This is a genomic window from Staphylococcus sp. GDY8P57P (genome assembly GCF_017892585.1).
Taxonomy (GTDB): domain Bacteria; phylum Bacillota; class Bacilli; order Staphylococcales; family Staphylococcaceae; genus Staphylococcus; species Staphylococcus borealis.
Map to the genome: position 1 here is coordinate 82,434 of NZ_JAESLK010000002.1, position 17,423 is coordinate 99,856.

At 33.7% G+C, this 17,423-nt stretch carries 18 protein-coding genes; 10 read left to right on the forward strand and 8 right to left on the reverse strand.

From position 1 onward, the window contains the following. The first annotated feature begins 23 nt into the window (after nucleotides 1–23). Nucleotides 24–1,061, forward strand: a complete 1,038-nt coding sequence (locus KA878_RS00410; protein WP_075108238.1) for a ferrated catecholamine ABC transporter substrate-binding lipoprotein SstD — start codon at nucleotides 24–26, stop codon at nucleotides 1,059–1,061. A gap of 257 nt (nucleotides 1,062–1,318) precedes the next feature. Continuing rightward, entirely contained in the window at nucleotides 1,319–2,359 is a 1,041-nt protein-coding gene (locus KA878_RS00415) for a ferrated catecholamine ABC transporter substrate-binding lipoprotein SstD (RefSeq protein ID WP_193839637.1), read from the forward strand. Between the two features lie 53 nt (nucleotides 2,360–2,412). On the opposite strand, the gene KA878_RS00420 is transcribed toward KA878_RS00415, so the two are convergent. The 3 genes from KA878_RS00420 to KA878_RS00430 all read right to left on the reverse strand — a co-directional run bounded on the left by KA878_RS00420 (nucleotide 2,413) and on the right by KA878_RS00430 (nucleotide 4,278). Then, nucleotides 2,413–2,727 (reverse strand): CHY zinc finger protein, encoded by a 315-nt coding sequence (locus KA878_RS00420; protein ID WP_075108236.1) that lies wholly within the window; start codon nucleotides 2,725–2,727, stop codon nucleotides 2,413–2,415. 32 nt (nucleotides 2,728–2,759) lie between these two features. Then, nucleotides 2,760–3,683 (reverse strand): UDP-N-acetylmuramate dehydrogenase, encoded by a 924-nt coding sequence (gene murB / locus KA878_RS00425; RefSeq protein WP_075108235.1) that lies wholly within the window; start codon nucleotides 3,681–3,683, stop codon nucleotides 2,760–2,762. Between the two features lie 79 nt (nucleotides 3,684–3,762). Next, the gene (locus KA878_RS00430) at nucleotides 3,763–4,278 is read right to left on the reverse strand and encodes a GrpB family protein (protein ID WP_193839636.1); all 516 of its coding nucleotides are present in this window, start codon (nucleotides 4,276–4,278) and stop codon (nucleotides 3,763–3,765) included. 109 nt (nucleotides 4,279–4,387) lie between these two features. Between KA878_RS00430 and KA878_RS00435 the strand changes: the two genes are divergently transcribed. The 3 genes from KA878_RS00435 (at nucleotide 4,388) to KA878_RS00445 (ending at nucleotide 7,148) form a co-directional block, all read left to right on the forward strand. Then, nucleotides 4,388–5,263, forward strand: a complete 876-nt coding sequence (locus tag KA878_RS00435) for an EMYY motif lipoprotein (RefSeq protein ID WP_193839635.1) — start codon at nucleotides 4,388–4,390, stop codon at nucleotides 5,261–5,263. A gap of 132 nt (nucleotides 5,264–5,395) precedes the next feature. Then, nucleotides 5,396–5,716, forward strand: coding sequence for a bacillithiol system redox-active protein YtxJ (gene ytxJ, locus KA878_RS00440; RefSeq protein ID WP_053029936.1), 321 nt, complete (start codon nucleotides 5,396–5,398; stop codon nucleotides 5,714–5,716). Nucleotides 5,717–6,026: 310 nt separating this feature from the next. Further along, on the forward strand, nucleotides 6,027–7,148 hold the full coding sequence (locus KA878_RS00445; protein ID WP_193839634.1) for a glycerate kinase: 1,122 nt from the start codon (nucleotides 6,027–6,029) through the stop codon (nucleotides 7,146–7,148). A gap of 70 nt (nucleotides 7,149–7,218) precedes the next feature. Here KA878_RS00445 and pepT read toward each other — a convergent pair whose 3' ends face one another. From pepT to gdpS, 4 genes are all read right to left on the reverse strand, one after another. Beyond that, a complete protein-coding gene (gene pepT / locus KA878_RS00450; RefSeq protein WP_053029934.1) occupies nucleotides 7,219–8,448 on the reverse strand; it encodes a peptidase T in 1,230 nt (409 codons plus the stop codon). A gap of 14 nt (nucleotides 8,449–8,462) precedes the next feature. Continuing rightward, the gene (locus tag KA878_RS00455) at nucleotides 8,463–8,957 is read right to left on the reverse strand and encodes a threonine/serine exporter family protein (protein WP_053029933.1); all 495 of its coding nucleotides are present in this window, start codon (nucleotides 8,955–8,957) and stop codon (nucleotides 8,463–8,465) included. A 16-nt stretch (nucleotides 8,958–8,973) separates the two neighbouring features. Beyond that, a complete protein-coding gene (locus tag KA878_RS00460) occupies nucleotides 8,974–9,735 on the reverse strand; it encodes a threonine/serine exporter family protein (protein ID WP_053029932.1) in 762 nt (253 codons plus the stop codon). Between the two features lie 231 nt (nucleotides 9,736–9,966). Then, nucleotides 9,967–11,037 carry a GGDEF domain-containing protein GdpS gene (gene gdpS / locus KA878_RS00465; RefSeq protein WP_193839633.1) on the reverse strand — a complete coding sequence of 357 codons (1,071 nt, stop codon included), beginning with the start codon at nucleotides 11,035–11,037 and terminating at the stop codon, nucleotides 9,967–9,969. A gap of 366 nt (nucleotides 11,038–11,403) precedes the next feature. On the opposite strand from gdpS, the gene KA878_RS00470 reads away from it, so the two are divergent. After that, complete coding sequence (locus tag KA878_RS00470) at nucleotides 11,404–12,489, forward strand: glycosyltransferase family 4 protein (RefSeq protein WP_193839632.1); 1,086 nt, start codon at nucleotides 11,404–11,406, stop codon at nucleotides 12,487–12,489. A gap of 58 nt (nucleotides 12,490–12,547) precedes the next feature. On the opposite strand, the gene KA878_RS00475 is transcribed toward KA878_RS00470, so the two are convergent. Next, nucleotides 12,548–13,189 carry a YigZ family protein gene (locus KA878_RS00475; RefSeq protein ID WP_070854849.1) on the reverse strand — a complete coding sequence of 214 codons (642 nt, stop codon included), beginning with the start codon at nucleotides 13,187–13,189 and terminating at the stop codon, nucleotides 12,548–12,550. 143 nt (nucleotides 13,190–13,332) lie between these two features. On the opposite strand from KA878_RS00475, the gene fakB1 reads away from it, so the two are divergent. The 4 genes from fakB1 to hpf all read left to right on the forward strand — a co-directional run bounded on the left by fakB1 (nucleotide 13,333) and on the right by hpf (nucleotide 17,048). Then, a complete protein-coding gene (gene fakB1 / locus KA878_RS00480; protein WP_193839631.1) occupies nucleotides 13,333–14,199 on the forward strand; it encodes a fatty acid kinase binding subunit FakB1 in 867 nt (288 codons plus the stop codon). A gap of 459 nt (nucleotides 14,200–14,658) precedes the next feature. Then, nucleotides 14,659–15,741, forward strand: coding sequence for a DEAD/DEAH box helicase family protein (locus KA878_RS00485; RefSeq protein WP_245336737.1), 1,083 nt, complete (start codon nucleotides 14,659–14,661; stop codon nucleotides 15,739–15,741). Then, nucleotides 15,734–16,408 carry a ComF family protein gene (locus KA878_RS00490; RefSeq protein ID WP_193839630.1) on the forward strand — a complete coding sequence of 225 codons (675 nt, stop codon included), beginning with the start codon at nucleotides 15,734–15,736 and terminating at the stop codon, nucleotides 16,406–16,408. Before KA878_RS00485 ends, KA878_RS00490 begins: the two co-directional genes overlap by 8 nt. A 61-nt stretch (nucleotides 16,409–16,469) precedes the next feature. Continuing rightward, on the forward strand, nucleotides 16,470–17,048 hold the full coding sequence (gene hpf / locus KA878_RS00495) for a ribosome hibernation-promoting factor, HPF/YfiA family (protein WP_070854846.1): 579 nt from the start codon (nucleotides 16,470–16,472) through the stop codon (nucleotides 17,046–17,048). The last annotated feature ends 375 nt before the right edge of the window (nucleotides 17,049–17,423 follow it).

The window sequence follows — 17,423 nt, forward strand, 5'->3', positions numbered from 1 at the left end:
TAATTTTTAGAGGAGTCGTACATATGAAAAAGACAGTCTTATTTTTAGTCTTATCTTTAGTATTAGTTTTATCAGCTTGTAGTAATGGATCAAGTAGTAACGATTCAGGATCTAAAAGTGATAGCAAAGATTCAAAAGAAACTGTAAAAATCAAAAATAATTTTGAAGCTTCAGGTGAAGAACGCGACGGTAGTGATGCTAAGAAAGTTAGCAACACAGTTGAAGTTCCTAAAAATCCTAAAAATGCAATTGTTTTAGACTATGGTGCTTTAGATGTACTTAAAGAATTAGGCGTGGCAGATAAAGTCAAAGGTTTACCAAAAGGTGAAAACAATGAATCATTACCAGATTTCCTAAAAGACTTTAAAGATGATAAATACGTAAATACTGGAAATCTTAAAGAAGTGAATTTCGATAAAGTAGCAGCCGCTAAACCTGAAGTAATATTCATTTCAGGTAGAACTGCCAATCAGAAAAATTTAGATGAATTCAAAAAAGCAGCCCCAGACGCTAAAATCGTTTACGTTGGTGCTGATGAGAAAAATCTAGTTAAAGACATGAAGAAAAACACTGAAAACTTAGGTAAAATTTACAACAAAGAAGATAAAGCTAAAGACATCAACGAAGAGTTAGATGAAAAAATCGCTGAAATGAAAGATGAAACTAAAAACTTTGATAAAACTGTAATGTATTTATTAGTAAACGAAGGTGAATTATCAACTTATGGTCCTGGTGGAAGATTTGGTGGTTTAGTATTTGATACATTAGGCTTCAAACCAGCAGATAAAAACGTAAGTAATAGTTCACATGGCCAAAATGTGAACAATGAATACATCAGTGAGCACAATCCAGATGTTATTTTAGCAATGGACCGTGGTGAAGTGGTTGGTGGTGAATCAACTGCTAAAAAAGTATTAAGCAACGACGTTATTAAAAATGTTAAAGCAGTTAAAAATGACAAAGTATATCAATTAGATCCTAAATTATGGTACTTTGCATCAGGTTCATCTACTACTACAATTAAACAAATTGATGAATTAGAAGAAGTCGTAGATAAATAGACCATTTCAAAGCATCTAAATTATAATGCTTAGGCTAAAAGTCAGTGAATGCGTGTACAAATGCATTCATTGACTTTTTTATTTAGAAAATAAGTTAGTCCTATCATGTATTAAAAAAATACGCTTATACTTCAACATTATATTCAGTATAGCTTGCAACTTTTTATTGAAAAATATTTTATAATAAAGTAATATATTTTTAAGTGATATTGATAATCGTTATCACTTAAATACAACAACAAGAGGATGTTGCAACGATGAAGAAAATAATTGTGTTTTTAGTATTAAGTCTTGCCTTAGTTTTAACGGCATGTGGCAAAAGTTCAGATAGCGATCATGGTGCCGCAAAAAAAGATGACAATAAAGACATCGTTCAAATAGAAAATAATTATAAGACACGAGGCGAGAAGAAAGATAAAAGTGACGCTAAAGAGGTTAAAGAAACGGTGGATGTTCCTAAGCATCCAAAGCGTGCAATTGTCTTTGATTACGGTGCTGTCGATGTATTGAAAACATTTGGCGTACAAGACCAAATTATTGGTTTACCTAAAGGTGAGAAAAATGCGGCATTACCTGAATTTCTTTCAGAATTTAAAGATGAGAAATACATCAATACGGGTAATTTAATGCAAATTAATTTTGATAAAGTAGCTAAAGCAAAACCAGAAGTGATTTATATTTCTGGAAGAACAGCAACCGTGAAAAATATAGATGAATTGAAGAAGGCTGCACCAAACGCCAAAATTGTTTATGTTGGTGCTAGCGAGAAAAATTATATTAATGATATGAAATCAGTAACAACAAAATTAGGTAAAATTTATGGTAAAGAAGATAAAGCAAAATCTTTAAATGACGCACTGGATAAAAAAATAGCAGATACAAAAGCAAAAGTTGAAAAAATAGATAAGAAAACGATGTACTTGTTAGTTAATGAAGGTGAGTTATCAACTTTCGGTCCAGGTGGTAGATTTGGTGATTTAATTTATAATACACTAGGCTTTAAACCGACTGATATGCATGTTAAAGCTAGCCCACACGGTCAAAATATTAATAATGAGTATATTACAACTAAAAATCCTGACATTATTCTAGCGATGGATAGAGGACAAGTTGTGAGTGGTAAATCAAGCGCGAAACAAACGTTATCTAATGATGTAATTAAAGGTGTGAATGCCGTTAAACACGGCAATGTTTATGAACTCGATCCTAAACTATGGTACTTTAGCGCAGGATCAACGTCTACGACAATCAAACAAATTGATGAATTAAATCACATTATTGAAAAATTAAATAAATAAGAAACAAATAATGGCTTAGTAACCATCTGTCAATCGTTACTAAGCCATTATTATTATAATTCAAAATATAAATGATAGTGAAATTTACAACGACTATTAAAATGTGCCTTACATTTCGGACATAGCTCTGTCATCATATAGTCTTGAATAGACATCTCATGTTTACATACACCACACATAATCGCTTTTTCATTGAATTCTTGTTCTGACCATCGTTGAATGGGGTGTGACGCATGTTCCTCATGACATTGATAACACGGGTAATATGTATTACAACATTTAAATTTAATAGCGATTACATCTAAAAATGTATGATAGTGTGTACAGCGTGTTTCATTATCTACAAGCGAACCATAGACCTTTGGCATCATTCATCGTCTCCTATCAACGTACCATGTTGTTATTCTTCAGGATGTTCTCCGATAATACGAACCTCACGATGAAGTTCAACATCAAATTTTTCTTTTACTACTTTTTGAACATGATGAATTAAATCTTCATAATCTGTAGCTGTTCCATTGTCTACATTAACCATAAATCCGGCATGTTTTTTTGAAACTTCTACACCACCAATTCGATGGCCTTGTAAGTTTGAATCTTGTATTAATTTGCCTGCGAAATGACCAGGTGGACGTTGGAATACACTTCCGCATGATGGGTACTCAAGCGGTTGTTTAGATTCGCGACGTTCAGTTAAGTCATCCATCTTAGCTTGAATATCGTCTAGTTGACCTGGTTCAAGTGTAAATGCAGCTTCAAGTACGACTAAATGTTGTTTTTGAACAATACTATTTCTGTAATCTAATTCTAATTCTTTATTAGTCAATTGAATTAAATCACCTTGTTCATTAACGCAAAGTGCGTAATCAATGCAATCTTTGATTTCGCCGCCATATGCGCCAGCATTCATATAAACGGCGCCTCCAACCGAACCAGGAATACCACAAGCAAACTCTAATCCTGTTAACACGTGGTCTCTAGCAGCACGTGACACATCAATAATTGCCGCACCGCTTCCTGCAATAATAGCATCGTCAGATACATTGATGTGATTTAATGACAATAAGCTAATTACAATGCCACGAATGCCACCTTCACGAATAATAATATTTGATCCATTTCCAAGATAAGTAACAGGGATAGCCTTCTCTTTGGCATAGCGTACAATAGCTTGGACGTCTTCATTTTTAGTCGGTGATAAATAAAAATCAGCATTACCACCAGTTTCAGTGTATGTATAGCGTTTGAGTGGTTCATTAACTTTAATAATATCTTCAGGTATTAAGGACTTTAAATCTTGTAAGATGTCTTCTTGCTTTAACATAAGTACATCCTTTCTTCTCTTCTATAATCTACCTTTTATTATAGCAATTTTGTCGATGATTTGCGAAGACGACAACGTTTTATAACTTTTGATAGATGTCTTCGAAGTATTTCTGCTTTTGATTTTCATAGGGTCTTATATAATTAATATGTTGAATGATAGAATGCTTTTTTTCTGAAAAATGATGCGCAATATCTGGCAATGTTGCAAGTGCATTGTCAACATCAATGTACTGTTTGAATAGCAAGGTATCCATTTGAATGATATGTAAGCGAATGGTTTGCTTTAAATCAATCATATTATTAAACTTTGCCATCATCACTTTCTTCTTAAAGGGATGATGGAGACGATAAAAGCCTAAATAATTCAATCGTTTCTCGTCTAAAGCTGTGATATCATGTAAATTATTTACACCCACTAAAACATCTAGAATAGGTTCAGTTGCATAATTAAAATGACGTGTGCCTCCGATATGTTGTGTGAATTTTACAGGAGAATCTAGCAAGTTGAATAGCGATGCTTTCGTAGTTTGATATAATGTATCATACTCGTTGTGTGCGTCATCTTGAATAAAAGGTTGAACGGTTGCGTACATACGTATCTCCTTTAAATGGTAAGTTTTGTCAAATTCTGAAATACTATAACACAAATCATTTTCAATATAAATAGCTTTAGGTATAATACGTGGTGATAGGAGTGCATTTATGAAGAAATTAGCAATACTTTCTATAATGTTGATATGTGGCGTATTACTCGCATCGTGTGGTAATCAAAAGCGTGCAGATTTAAATGATTTCCAAACACAACTGAATAAGGTTGAAGATGAGAAGAAAGACGTCAAAACAGTGATGGATAAAATTCATTTAAAACAATTAGACCAATTAAGCAAGACGGACACCACTGATAAGAATAAAAGAGAATTTAAAGCGTTGCAGAAGGATATAAACAAGCACTTAATTCCTGAATTTAAGAAATATGAAAAATCGGCTAAACAATTACCTGCTGAACATCAAGATGTTAAAGATTTAAAAGATAAGTATTTGCAAAATGTGAAACAAGAAAAACAATCCATCTATGACATTAAAGCCTTTGTAGATTTATGTAATAGATCAATCAAGGCGAATGAGGATATATTGGATTATACTAAACTATTTGAAAGCAATCGCTCACAGGTAGAAACACAAATTCAAAAAGCAACGAACCAAGAAGATGCGAATCAATTAACATCTAAAATTGAAAATAACAATCAGAAGTTGAAAGAGGCAGCACAAAAATATTTAGAGCGTGATGATACGACTACTAATAAAGCAATAGATGATCATATTAAGCCATTGATTGAGAAGCAAATAACAGAATTGAATCAAACGAATATTACTGATCCAAAAGTTAACAGTGCGCGTAAAAATGCTATTGAAATGTATTATAATTTATTGAATTATTATGATACGCGAGAAACAACCATCGAGATAGAGAAAAAACTTTCTAAAATTGATGTAGAAAAGTTACCGAAAACGGGTAAAGAATTAAGTAAGGATAATAGTGGATTTTACGAAGAATTGAAAAAGTTAAAAAAGCAATAAGTAGACACAGTTATTAAAATTAAAATTTTTGGTTAACAATGGACAATGAAATGTGTATAATTGAACCCATTGAGTAGTTTATAATGATTATAAAGTGCAATATGGACATAAATAATTTTAGAGGTGAATAGAATGGCTATAAAGCTGAGTTCGATTGACCAGTTTGAACAAGTACTTAAAGACAATAAATATGTATTTGTATTAAAACATAGTGATACTTGTCCAATCTCAGCAGATGCATACGATCAATTTAACAAGTTTTTATATGAAAGAGATATGGATGGCTATTATTTAGTCGTTCAAGAAGAAAGAAAACTTTCTGACTATATCGCTGAAAAGACCCATGTGAAACATGAATCTCCACAAGCATTCTATTTTATTGATGGAGAAGCAAAGTGGAACGCGAGTCACAGTGATATTAACGTATCTTCATTAGCGCAAGCTGAAGAATAATAGATCACGACTTAAGAAAGTAAAGATTAAATTCAAATAACAACCATTGTTTAAGGCTACATTTTAAAAGGACAGTAGCCGGCGACACTGAGAAGATGGCCATATCAGGCGTCTCTTAGTGCGCATCATCCTTACAGGGGGACATGAATTCAAAGTGAATTCTGCGTCACCCCTGTTTTTTATTTATGTTATTATAACTGCTATTATTATGAAAAGTAGAGACAACCCATGTATAATGTGAAAGTGAAGTCGAATATATAACATCTAAATCAATATATAAATAAAGAAAATGGCATGAGGTGATTAACAGATGAAAGTATTAGTAGCAATGGATGAATTTAACGGTATCATTTCGAGTTATCAAGCAAATCGCTTTGTTGAAGAAGCGGTAGCCAGTCAAATTGAAGATGCTGATATTGTACAAGTGCCATTATTTAATGGTCGCCATGAACTTATGGATTCGGTATTCTTGTGGCAATCAGGCACAAAATATAGAGTGAATGTCCATGATGCAGATATGAATGAAGTTGAAACAATCTATGGTCAAACTGAACAAGGATTAACTATAATTGAAGGCAATTTGTTTGTTAAAGGTCAAAAGCCAATCGAACAACGCTCAAGTTATGGCTTAGGAGAGGTTATTCTAGATGCATTGAATAACGGCGCTGCGAACATTGTTATTTCACTAGGCGGTATCGATAGTTTCGACGGTGGTATCGGTATGATGCAAGCCTTAGGTGCGAAATTCTATAATGATGAAGGAGAACTTTTGGATGCGCGCGAAGGGGCTCAAGTCATCAAATTTATTCGACGTATTGACTTTTCTGAGATACCTCAAACTTTTAAAGATGCACATATTCAAGTGATGTCTGACTTTTCTAGTAAATTATATGGTAAACATAGTGAAATTATGAAGACGTACGAAGGTTATGGAATGACACGAGATAAGGCCGCTGAAATCGATAATTTAATTTGGTACTTTAGTGAGTTGGTTAAAAATGAAATGAAAATTGCCATGGGTCCAATCGAAAGAGGGGGCGCTGGCGGTGGTATTGCAGCATTATTAAGTGGATTGTATGATGCTGAGATATTAACAAGTCATGAATTAGTCAATCAAATCACGCATTTAGATGATCTCGTATCTCAAGCTGATTTAATTATCTTTGGTGAAGGTGTAAAAGAGGAAGACCACTTACTTGAAACAACGACTTTAACAATTGCGGAATTAGCACATAAACATCATAAACCAGCAATTGCTATTTGCGCGACGGACGACAAATTTAATGTCTTTGACCAATATCAAGTTACAGCAATGTTCAATACATTTATTGAGATGCCAGAAAGCTACACAGACTTTAAAATGGGCATACAAATCAGACATTTCACTGTTCAGGCACTTAGATTATTAAAAACGACATTGAACCATGGATAAATGAATAAATGCTAATAAAAGGGAACCACAATGACCCATATGGTCATCATGGTTCCCTAATTGATGATATCTATTTATGATGATGTGTGACTTCTTGTGCAATACCAATAATGACTTGTACTGCTTTTTCCATTACATCGATTGATGCATATTCAAAAGGTCCATGGAAATTACCGCAACCTGTAAATATGTTAGGTGTTGGTAACCCTTTATAGGATAATTGTGATCCGTCAGTACCACCGCGAATAGGTGCTGTATTAGGTTCAATATTTAAATCTTTGAACACTTTTTTAGGTATATCAATAATATATGGGTGTGGTTTAATCTTTTCAGCCATATTATAATATTGATCCTCGATTGTCACCTCGACTGGGAAATCTTCGTAATGAATATTAATATCGTCGCGAATTTCTAATAATTTCTTTTTACGCAATTCAAAGGCATCTCTATCATGATCACGAATAATATATTGCAATGTCGCTTTTTCAACATTACCTTCAAATTTCATTAAATGATAGAAACCTTCATAACCTTCTGTACGTTCTGGAACCTCACTTGCAGGTAAAAGACTATGAAATTGGTGGCCTAATGATATTGCATTTACCATGATGTTTTTAGCTGACCCTGGATGTACATTGACGCCATGTGTCGTAATTTTTGCCTCTGCAGCGTTAAAACTTTCAAATTGTAACTCACCGAATTCACTGCCATCCATTGTATAAGCGAAGTCTGCATCAAAGCGTTCAACATCAAAGTGATGTGGACCACGCCCAATTTCTTCATCAGGTGTGAATGCTATGCGAATACGGCCATGTTGAATTTCAGGATGCTCGATTAAATAGTTAATGGCTTCCATAATTTCCACAACGCCAGCTTTATCATCTGCGCCTAACAATGATGTGCCGTCAGTAATCATGAGTGTATGGCCCTTAAGCTTTTTTAATTCTGGAAAAGTTTCTTGGCTCAATACACGACCCGTATCGCCAAGTTTGATTGCACTACCGTCGTAGGCTTCTACAATCTGAGGATTCACATTGCTAGCATTAAAGTCAGGTGACGTATCAACATGTGCTAGGAATCCAACAGTAGGAACGTCGGAAGAAATGTTACTTTCTAGCGTCGCAAATAGATAGCCATTGTCATCAAGGTCTGTTTCTAGACCAAAGGCTTCAAGTTCTTGTTGTAATAAATGTAATAAATCCCATTGTTTGTCAGTTGAAGGTGTGGTTGACGATTCTGGGTTAGATTGTGTATCGATTTTGACGTAACGTGATAATCTGTCTATAATCTGTGCTTTCATAGCAAGACATCCCCTTAGATTCTATTATTCATATTGTATGATTTTCTATATGTTTTACCTTTAATTTTATCATAATACTGCTTGATGCGTGTGTAAATATAGTAGAGGATTTCAGCTACTAAAATTCCGAACGCGATAGAACCAGAAATAAGTGTTACCTCTAAAAAAGTGTTTACTGCCTGTGTATAATCATTTGACACTAAATAACGTGTTGCTTCATATGCGGTACCCCCAGGTACAAGCGGAATGATACCTGGCACTATAAAAATAATCACAGGGCGTTTGTAACGACGACTCATAACATGACTTAATAATCCGAGGATTAAACTTCCAAGAAATGCGGCGCCAACTTTTCCTAAATCCATATCTACAGTGAATTGATATATGGTCCATGCAACAGCGCCTACAAATCCACAAGCTGCGAGTAGTCGCTTCGGTGCATTGAAGATAATTGAGAAGAGCACTGTAGAAATGAAACTAATTGTGAAATGGAATAAATAAAATAACATTTATACACAGCCTTTCTTAAATAATTAATAAAACGATGGCTACACCAGCACCGATGGCAAATGAAGTTAATGCAGCTTCAACGCCTCTAGACATTCCGGCTAACAATTCACCAGCCATTAAATCTCGAATCGCATTACAGATTAATATTCCGGGTACAAGTGGCATTACACTAGAAATGGTAATGATATTCTGATTCGTTGCAATACCAAGCTTAGTAAAGGTGGCTGCAATTGTGATAACGACTGCTGAGGCAACGAATTCTGAAAAGAATTTAATTTGAATAAATCGTTGTACTAAACTAAACGTTAAAAAAGCGGCCCCACCAGCTATAACAGCAATCCAGCAATCTGAAGCTACACCACCAAACATAAATAAGAAGAATCCACAGGCAATTGCAGCTGCAAAAAAGTTTAATAGAAATGAGTATTGTAACGATGCACGACGTAAATGAATCAATTCAGATTTTGCTTCATCAATGGTTAATTCATTTCTAGAAATTTTTCTAGATAAACTGTTTGTTAGTGCAATTTTCTCTAAATCCGTTGTACGTTCGCGAATTCTAATTAGTCTTGTATTTGTGCGGTCATTAAGTGAAAAGATAATGGCTGTTGACGTTACAAAACTATATGTATCATTTAAACCGTAACTATGTGCAATACGGTTCATTGTATCTTCTACACGATACGTTTCTGCACCAGCTTCAAGAAGGATTCTCCCAGCTATTAAAACTACATCAATCACCTTATTTTCATCGATAATAGTGATTGAATCTGACATAAACGGCACCTCCAGTACTTTGGATAATTAAATTTAATTTCATAGACAATTTGAAGTGTACAACTTGCACACGCAACTTGCAATAGTACGCTACGTATTCCTACCACATCTAATTCCTATTAACATGAAAAATAACGCAACGTTAAGATAGACATCATAAAAAAGTCAACATAATGAGATAACCTATATGAATCCTACTTTGATTATCTAATATGTTGACTGCTTTTAGTTTTATAATTTAATGATTGGATTAAACATTACTTGATTACGACCTTCATTTTTAGCAACATGGACCATATCATCGGCATCTTTAAAGACTTTGCGTTGCGATTTATGATCATCTTGCGTTAAGTAGCCTACACCAATAGAGACAGATAATTTAATAACTTCCTTGTTAGGTAAGTGGAATGAAGACTTTTCAACACCAGTTCGTATATTTTCAGCTAATTTAACGCTTTGATCCAATGAATAATCACGGATGACAACTGAAAATTCTTCACCACCATTACGGAAAATCTGGAATTGTTTAGGAACATAATTCTTTAATAGCTGTGACATTTGTTTCAGCACAGCATCTCCAGATTGATGTGAGTACGTATCATTAACATCTTTAAAACCATCGATATCAATTAATAATAAGGCAAGACTTTCTTTTTTCTCTTCGGCGATTTGTGATACATGATTTAAATGTCTATCAAATTCTTTCACATTTCCTAAACCAGTAAGATAGTCAAACTTATCTTCATTTTCGTAGCGTGTAACTAATGAAAAGAAGTGCCACATATCAACAAATGTAATTGCTGAAGCAATGGTTAAAACGAATGAAATAGGAACTAAAAATGCGATTTCAGTAAGGTCATATAGCGGGCTGAAGATGGATAAAATAAGTAAAATAATGACACTAATCAAATTTAAAACAACTAAAGCCACAATATCATTTTGTTTCAAGAATGGACCGACCATACTGACGATGATACCTATTACGATAAGTACTACGCCATAAAGAAGTGAGTTTCCAAATGCAAATACTTCAACTAGAGCAACAATAACTGCTGAAACTAAGGTATAACCCATATTCGTAAAACGACCTAGAAATAATAATGGGACAAACGTTAAATGAACTAAATATTCTTGATGGAATGGAATTGGATATGCTGCAAGTAGTAGGGCAACAATAGTCATCAACACCGTGACATAGCCTTTAGAAAAGACCATGATTTTATTTTCGGAATATTGTAGCCGATGGAATAAATATATTCCCGCTACCATAACTGCAACATTGTAAATGATAGATTCAATCATATTGGAATCGACTCCTTTAATTTAACCATTAGTTATTGTAAGTGAAAACTTACCATTTGTCATTAAGTTGTATCAGATATAACAAACAAATTAGATAGAATATATATACTTTCGTATTCAAATGAATAATGAAATGATATGATATAAGTTATAATATCTTTACAAAAAATTTACATTCAATTAAAAATTAAGGATAAACATAGAGAAATAGGGTAAAATAGTTGGAGTTTACTGAACGTTGTGATGAAGTGTCAGTAATTTACAACTATAGTCCAATACAAAAATGAATTAAAAGTTGTTTAAATAGAATGAATAGATAACTAGCAAATATGACAAATTAAAAAGAGATTTATTGAAGGTGAACTGATGTATACTTTACTACTTATTGCTGTGACATTGGTAATCAGTTTAATATTAACACCTATTATTATAAAGGTCTCTATTAAATTCGATTTAGTAGATAGGCCAAACTTCAGAAAAGTACATACAAAGCCAGTCTCAGTATTGGGTGGTACTGTTATACTACTTTCTTTCTTAATAGGAATTTGGCTTGGACATCCTATTGAAAGAGAAGTTAAGCCCTTAGTTTTAGGTGCTATTGTAATGTATTTAGTAGGATTAATTGATGATATTTATGATTTAAAGCCTATTTTAAAGTTAATTGGACAAATTGTCGCCGCTTCAATTGTTGCGTTTTATGGTATTACGATTGATTTTATATCCTTTCCGATGGGGCCAACGATTCATTTTGGAATATTGAGTATACCTATTACAATTATTTGGATTGTGGCGATTACGAATGCCATTAATTTAATTGATGGATTAGACGGATTAGCTTCAGGCGTATCCGCAATTGGTCTTATTACGATTGCGTTTATTGCAATTTTACAAGCGAATGTATTCATTATCATGATTTGTAGTGTGTTAATAGGTTCATTATTAGGATTTTTATGCTTTAACTTTCACCCTGCTAAAATCTTTTTAGGAGATAGTGGTGCGCTATTGATTGGGTTCATCATTGGTTTTCTATCGTTGCTTGGCTTTAAAAACATTACATTTATTTCGCTATTTTTCCCAATTGTAATTTTAGCGGTACCATTTATCGATACATTGTTTGCAATGATTCGAAGAATGCGTAATGGCCAACACATCATGCAAGCGGATAAGTCTCATTTGCACCATAAACTTCTAGCATTGGGATACAGCCATAGACAAACGGTATTGTTAATCTATTCAATAGCGATATTATTTAGTTTATCAAGTATTATTTTATACTTGTCACAACCTTTAGGTGTACTCCTAATGTTCATATTAATCGTGATTACAATTGAATTGATTGTTGAATTTACGGGATTGATCGATGATAGTTATCGCCCGATACTCAATTTAATTACAAAGAAGAATGAATCACATCATGCCAATAATGACATTGATGAACATCATAAAAAATAAAACCTTGTTTGTGAGGCTACTTAAATGATTAGGTAGTGTTACACAAACAAGGTTTTTATTAATTTGTAGGTATATCAAAGGGTAACTTTTTAACGTCTGCTTCATGCAATTCAAAATTACCAGCTGTGTGCTTATTCAAAAATGCAATAAAATCATCATATTCCGTTTGTACGACATCAATTTGATAACTGACTTTATCGGTATACGTAGTATCTCTTAAAAAATACGTTGTAGAGGCTAATTCATATTCAAACTTTCCAGTTAAATCATAATTAATGGTCACGGTAGTGGGGATGGCATCGCGCAATTCTACGCGTCCAATGTCATAAATTACATCCCTTACGGCACCACTATATGCACGAATAAGGCCACCGCCACCAAGTTTAATGCCTCCGAAGTATCGTGTAACGACAACACAAACATTATGGACGTCTAATTTTTTTAATATTTCTAGCATTGGTACACCAGCAGTCCCGCTTGGTTCTCCATCATCATTTGCTTTCTGAATGTTCATTTGATCACCAACTGTATAAGCTGAACAGTTATGCGTAGCCTCTTTATGTTGTTGTTTAACTTCGTTTATAAAAGCTTTCGCTTCATCCTCCGATGAGACAGGTTTTATATGTGCAATGAATCTAGATTTATTAATGACATTTTCAATGATATGTTCCTGTTTGATCGTAATAATAGGATCGTTCAAAGTTGTTCACCTCCAATAAATAGAAAAGATGTTTAACTTTCATTATACACGCTAATTTTTAAATGAATAAATATCTGATTATGAATTTCTTTTTCAATAAAAATAATTTATAATAACTTTGAGTATAATTGAGGAGGACTACTATGAAAATCGCAGTAATGGCAGATTCAACAGGGTATCTACCACAAGACTTTATGGACAAGTACGAGATACCTATCGCACCATTAAGTGTCGCATTTGATGATGGAGAAACGTTTACTGAGAATGATAATGTACCGATTGAACATTTTTATAATAAAATGGCCTCATCTAAGACGTTCCCTACAACAAGCCAACCGGCTATTGGAGAATGGATTGAGAACTATGAGAAATTAAGAGATAAAGGTTACACAGATATTATTGTGATTACTTTATCAAGTGGTATAAGTGGTAGTTATCAATCGGCAACGCAAGCTGGAGAAATGGTAGAAGGTGTCAATGTTCATACGTTTGATACTAAATTAGCAGCGATGATTGAAGGAAGTTATACAATATACGCGAAAGAACTTATTGACAAAGGATTTACGCCAGAAGTAATTATCGAAGAATTAGAAGAAATCCGTGAGCAAACAGGTGCTTACTTTTTTGTTGATGATCTTAAGAATCTACAAAAAAGTGGACGTATCACTGGTGCGCAAGCGTGGGTTGGAACATTATTGAAAATGAAACCTGTACTATGTTTTGAAAAGGATGGCAAAATTCATCCATTTGAAAAAGTACGTACAAAAAAACGTGCATTTAATACATTAGAAGATAATATCTTTGAAATTATTAAAGACATCGACGACGTGACTGTCTTTGTAATCAATGGTGACAAAATTGATGAAGGCAAAGACTTTTATAACCATTTAAAAGAGACGTATCCAAACATCAATGTGCAATATTCAGAATTTGGACCAGTTATTGCATCTCATCTAGGGTCAGGTGGATTAGGTTTAGGATACTTCCCAAGAAAAATCGAAATTAATTAATAACAATTCAAGTCTAAAAGTGTTGAGTAAATAAGGATTAAGACAATGAGCATTGATGTGCATTGGTGGTAGCAAAACTACGGCATACCGCCAGAAGCTTAAGATAGAATTCCTTTGTTGCAAGGTATTTCAGAAATGGAAATCAGCAAACAAAGCATGTGGGGGGTTCTATTTTAATTAAACGCGTTATATCTTATATCCGAATTCTAAATGCTTTTAGGCTTTTTTATATGAAATAAGGAGTGATAGTCAATCAAATCATATGGAAAATTAGTAGGCCCTGACGTTACGTTGACTGATGAAACAGTCATCAAAGTCACGCCTGGTATAATCGCTACAAATAATGGGTATTGCTGTCTTCAATGTGGTAATACCAATATCCATGATATGTGCGAATATGAAACATCTTTTTCAGACAAGCGTATTATATACTGTAGGTATTGCATACAGTTGGGCCGTATGGACAATATTACAGAATTTAGAATTACGCAAAGTGAACATACGATTTCTGATGGATATTATGAGTTGCCCTTTCAACTATCAGAACAACAACAATATGCGTCAAATGCGATTGTACAAGCAATTAATCAGCACCAACCTTTATTATTGTATGCTGTTACTGGCGCTGGGAAGACTGAAATGATGTTTGAAGGCATTCGTGTGGCGCGTCAACGTGGTTATAACATTGCTATAGTATCTCCAAGAGTAGATGTTGTAGTGGAAATTAGTTTACGCATTAAAGCAGCATTTATTTCAGAAAAAATTGATGTCTTACATCAAAGTAGTCAACAGCACTATAATGGTCATTTCATTATTGCAACAGTTCATCAATTATTTAGATTCAAATCCCATTTCGATGTTATCTTTATTGATGAAGTTGACGCATTTCCCTTATCTATGGATCCGCGCTTAATGAATGCAATCCAACTGTCATCCAAACAAAAGCATGGCCACATTTTTATGACGGCAACTCCTCCCAAATCCCTAATCAAGCGTTTATCAACTGCGCAAATCATCACTTTACCAGCACGCTTTCATAAACACCCACTACCCGTGCCTAAGTTCTCATATTTCAAATTGAACGTTAAACATATACAGTTTAAATTAAAGAAAATGTTAATCAATCAAATCAATGCAAACCGCTATACATTAGTATTCTTTAATAATATTGAATTAATGACAGAAACGTATAAACGCTATCGCTATTATTTTCCGGATTTAATATGTGTTTCAAGTAAAGATGCGTTACGATTTCATAAAGTTCAGGCACTTCGAAATGGTGAACATGCCATTGTTTTTACAACAACTATTTTAGAAAGAGGATTCACTATGGCGACATTAGATGTCATTGTTATCAATGCACATACTTTTGAACAGGCTGCCCTCATACAAATTGCTGGACGTGTGGGACGTAAACAGGAAGCGCCCACTGGAAACGTGGTATTTATGCATGAAGGTGTGAGCATCGCTATGATACAAGCAAAAAGAGAAATTAAAAAAATGAATCGACTAGGTATCCAACGTGGGTGGGTGAATGCCTAAGTGTATACAGTGTGGTGTACATCTAGATGAACCACTAAGTGTATTCAATTTCTATCGTGTACCTCAACGCTTATGTCAGCCATGTCTACAAATGTGGGAGAGTGTACGATTAATTAAAGATGAGCAACGTTGTCCTAAGTGTTTAAATGACAATAACAATAAAGAAGGCAAATGTTTGGATTGTCAATTTTTAGCTAAGAATTTTACATTAATGGATCAACTTTATTGCGATTATCAATATACTGGCATAATGAAAGACATCATACACCAATACAAGCTTATGAGAGATTATTATTTAGCTGAGGTTTTAGCGTCACAACTTCAATTACCACAGACAACGTATGATCTAATTGTTCCTATACCATCACCATTAGCACGTGATACACTGAGGACTTTTAATCCAGTTGCAACAGTGTTAGAAAAGATGGGCGTCAACTATGTAGATATATTAGGGACTGACTTGCGTCCTAAACAATCAAAACTAGGTAAGGTAGAACGAGCAAAAGCAATGAATCCTTTCTTTATAAAAGAGGATATAGATTTAACGGATAAAGAAATTTTACTCGTTGATGATATTTATACAACAGGATTAACAATTCATCACGCAGGGTGTAAATTATATGACAAAAATGTCAGAAAATTCAAAGTGTTTACGTTTTCAAGATAGGCTAAACGTGGTATTATAATAGTAAGAATTACCAACATAAGAGGTTAAAGGAGAGATAGCTATGATTAGATTTGAAATTCATGGAGATAACCTCACTATTACAGATGCCATCCGCAACTATATTGAGGACAAAATTGGTAAACTTGAACGTTATTTTAATGATGTGCCAAATGCAGTCGCACATGTTAAAGTGAAAACGTATCAAAATTCAACAACTAAAATTGAAGTAACAATTCCATTGAAGAATGTTACATTAAGAGCTGAAGAAAGACACGATGATTTATATGCAGGCATTGATTTAGTGACAAGCAAATTAGAGCGTCAAGTTCGTAAATATAAAACACGTGTTAATCGTAAACATAAAACGCATGGAGAACCAGAAGCGTTTGTAGCAGAAGTTCAAGAGGCACCACCAGAAACGAATGGTGAGGCTAATGCAGAAGCTACAAATGATAGCGATATTGAAATCATCCGTTCTAAACAATTTAGCTTAAAACCAATGGATTCTGAAGAAGCTGTATTACAAATGGAATTATTAGGTCATGATTTCTACATCTTCACTGATCGTGATACAGATGGTACAAGCATTGTTTATAAACGTAAAGATGGTAAATATGGATTAATTGAAACAACTGAATAATTAATTTTTACTCAGTTGATTAACTTTAAGTTACTATAAATTCAATAACATTATAAAATTTACAATGTAAGTTTGTAGTCATTGGTTGGTTAAGCATGTGACCATAAAATGTGCTATTTAGCTTTAGTCATTGTGATAAGGGTGGGACAGTGAATTCGATAAGGATTCTGTTCCACTCTTTTTGTAACTTATATTATAGTAATTCGTGGACGCTATTATCATGCTGTGCTAATGTAATGAAGTAATTGGATATTTGAAAAATTAGGCTTAGCGATTCAAAATAGAGGGAAAAGAAAGTAAGCTATTTAAGTTGTACGCAATTAAGCATTGTGCTTATATGAGTATTTAAGTATAAATTTAAAAGTATAAATGATA

Coding starts and splice junctions, on each gene's coding strand:
- KA878_RS00420 (WP_075108236.1), bottom strand. CDS start 2,727: ATGCCAAAGGTCTATGGTTCGCTTGTAGATAATGAAACACGCTGTACA.
- KA878_RS00430 (WP_193839636.1), bottom strand. CDS start 4,278: ATGTACGCAACCGTTCAACCTTTTATTCAAGATGACGCACACAACGAG.
- KA878_RS00485 (WP_245336737.1), top strand. CDS start 14,659: ATGGACAATATTACAGAATTTAGAATTACGCAAAGTGAACATACGATT.
- ytxJ (WP_053029936.1), top strand. CDS start 5,396: ATGGCTATAAAGCTGAGTTCGATTGACCAGTTTGAACAAGTACTTAAA.
- KA878_RS00490 (WP_193839630.1), top strand. CDS start 15,734: ATGCCTAAGTGTATACAGTGTGGTGTACATCTAGATGAACCACTAAGT.
- gdpS (WP_193839633.1), bottom strand. CDS start 11,037: ATGATTGAATCTATCATTTACAATGTTGCAGTTATGGTAGCGGGAATA.
- KA878_RS00445 (WP_193839634.1), top strand. CDS start 6,027: ATGAAAGTATTAGTAGCAATGGATGAATTTAACGGTATCATTTCGAGT.
- fakB1 (WP_193839631.1), top strand. CDS start 13,333: ATGAAAATCGCAGTAATGGCAGATTCAACAGGGTATCTACCACAAGAC.
- KA878_RS00455 (WP_053029933.1), bottom strand. CDS start 8,957: ATGTTATTTTATTTATTCCATTTCACAATTAGTTTCATTTCTACAGTG.
- KA878_RS00410 (WP_075108238.1), top strand. CDS start 24: ATGAAAAAGACAGTCTTATTTTTAGTCTTATCTTTAGTATTAGTTTTA.
- KA878_RS00435 (WP_193839635.1), top strand. CDS start 4,388: ATGAAGAAATTAGCAATACTTTCTATAATGTTGATATGTGGCGTATTA.
- KA878_RS00415 (WP_193839637.1), top strand. CDS start 1,319: ATGAAGAAAATAATTGTGTTTTTAGTATTAAGTCTTGCCTTAGTTTTA.
- KA878_RS00460 (WP_053029932.1), bottom strand. CDS start 9,735: ATGTCAGATTCAATCACTATTATCGATGAAAATAAGGTGATTGATGTA.
- murB (WP_075108235.1), bottom strand. CDS start 3,683: ATGTTAAAGCAAGAAGACATCTTACAAGATTTAAAGTCCTTAATACCT.
- hpf (WP_070854846.1), top strand. CDS start 16,470: ATGATTAGATTTGAAATTCATGGAGATAACCTCACTATTACAGATGCC.
- KA878_RS00470 (WP_193839632.1), top strand. CDS start 11,404: ATGTATACTTTACTACTTATTGCTGTGACATTGGTAATCAGTTTAATA.
- pepT (WP_053029934.1), bottom strand. CDS start 8,448: ATGAAAGCACAGATTATAGACAGATTATCACGTTACGTCAAAATCGAT.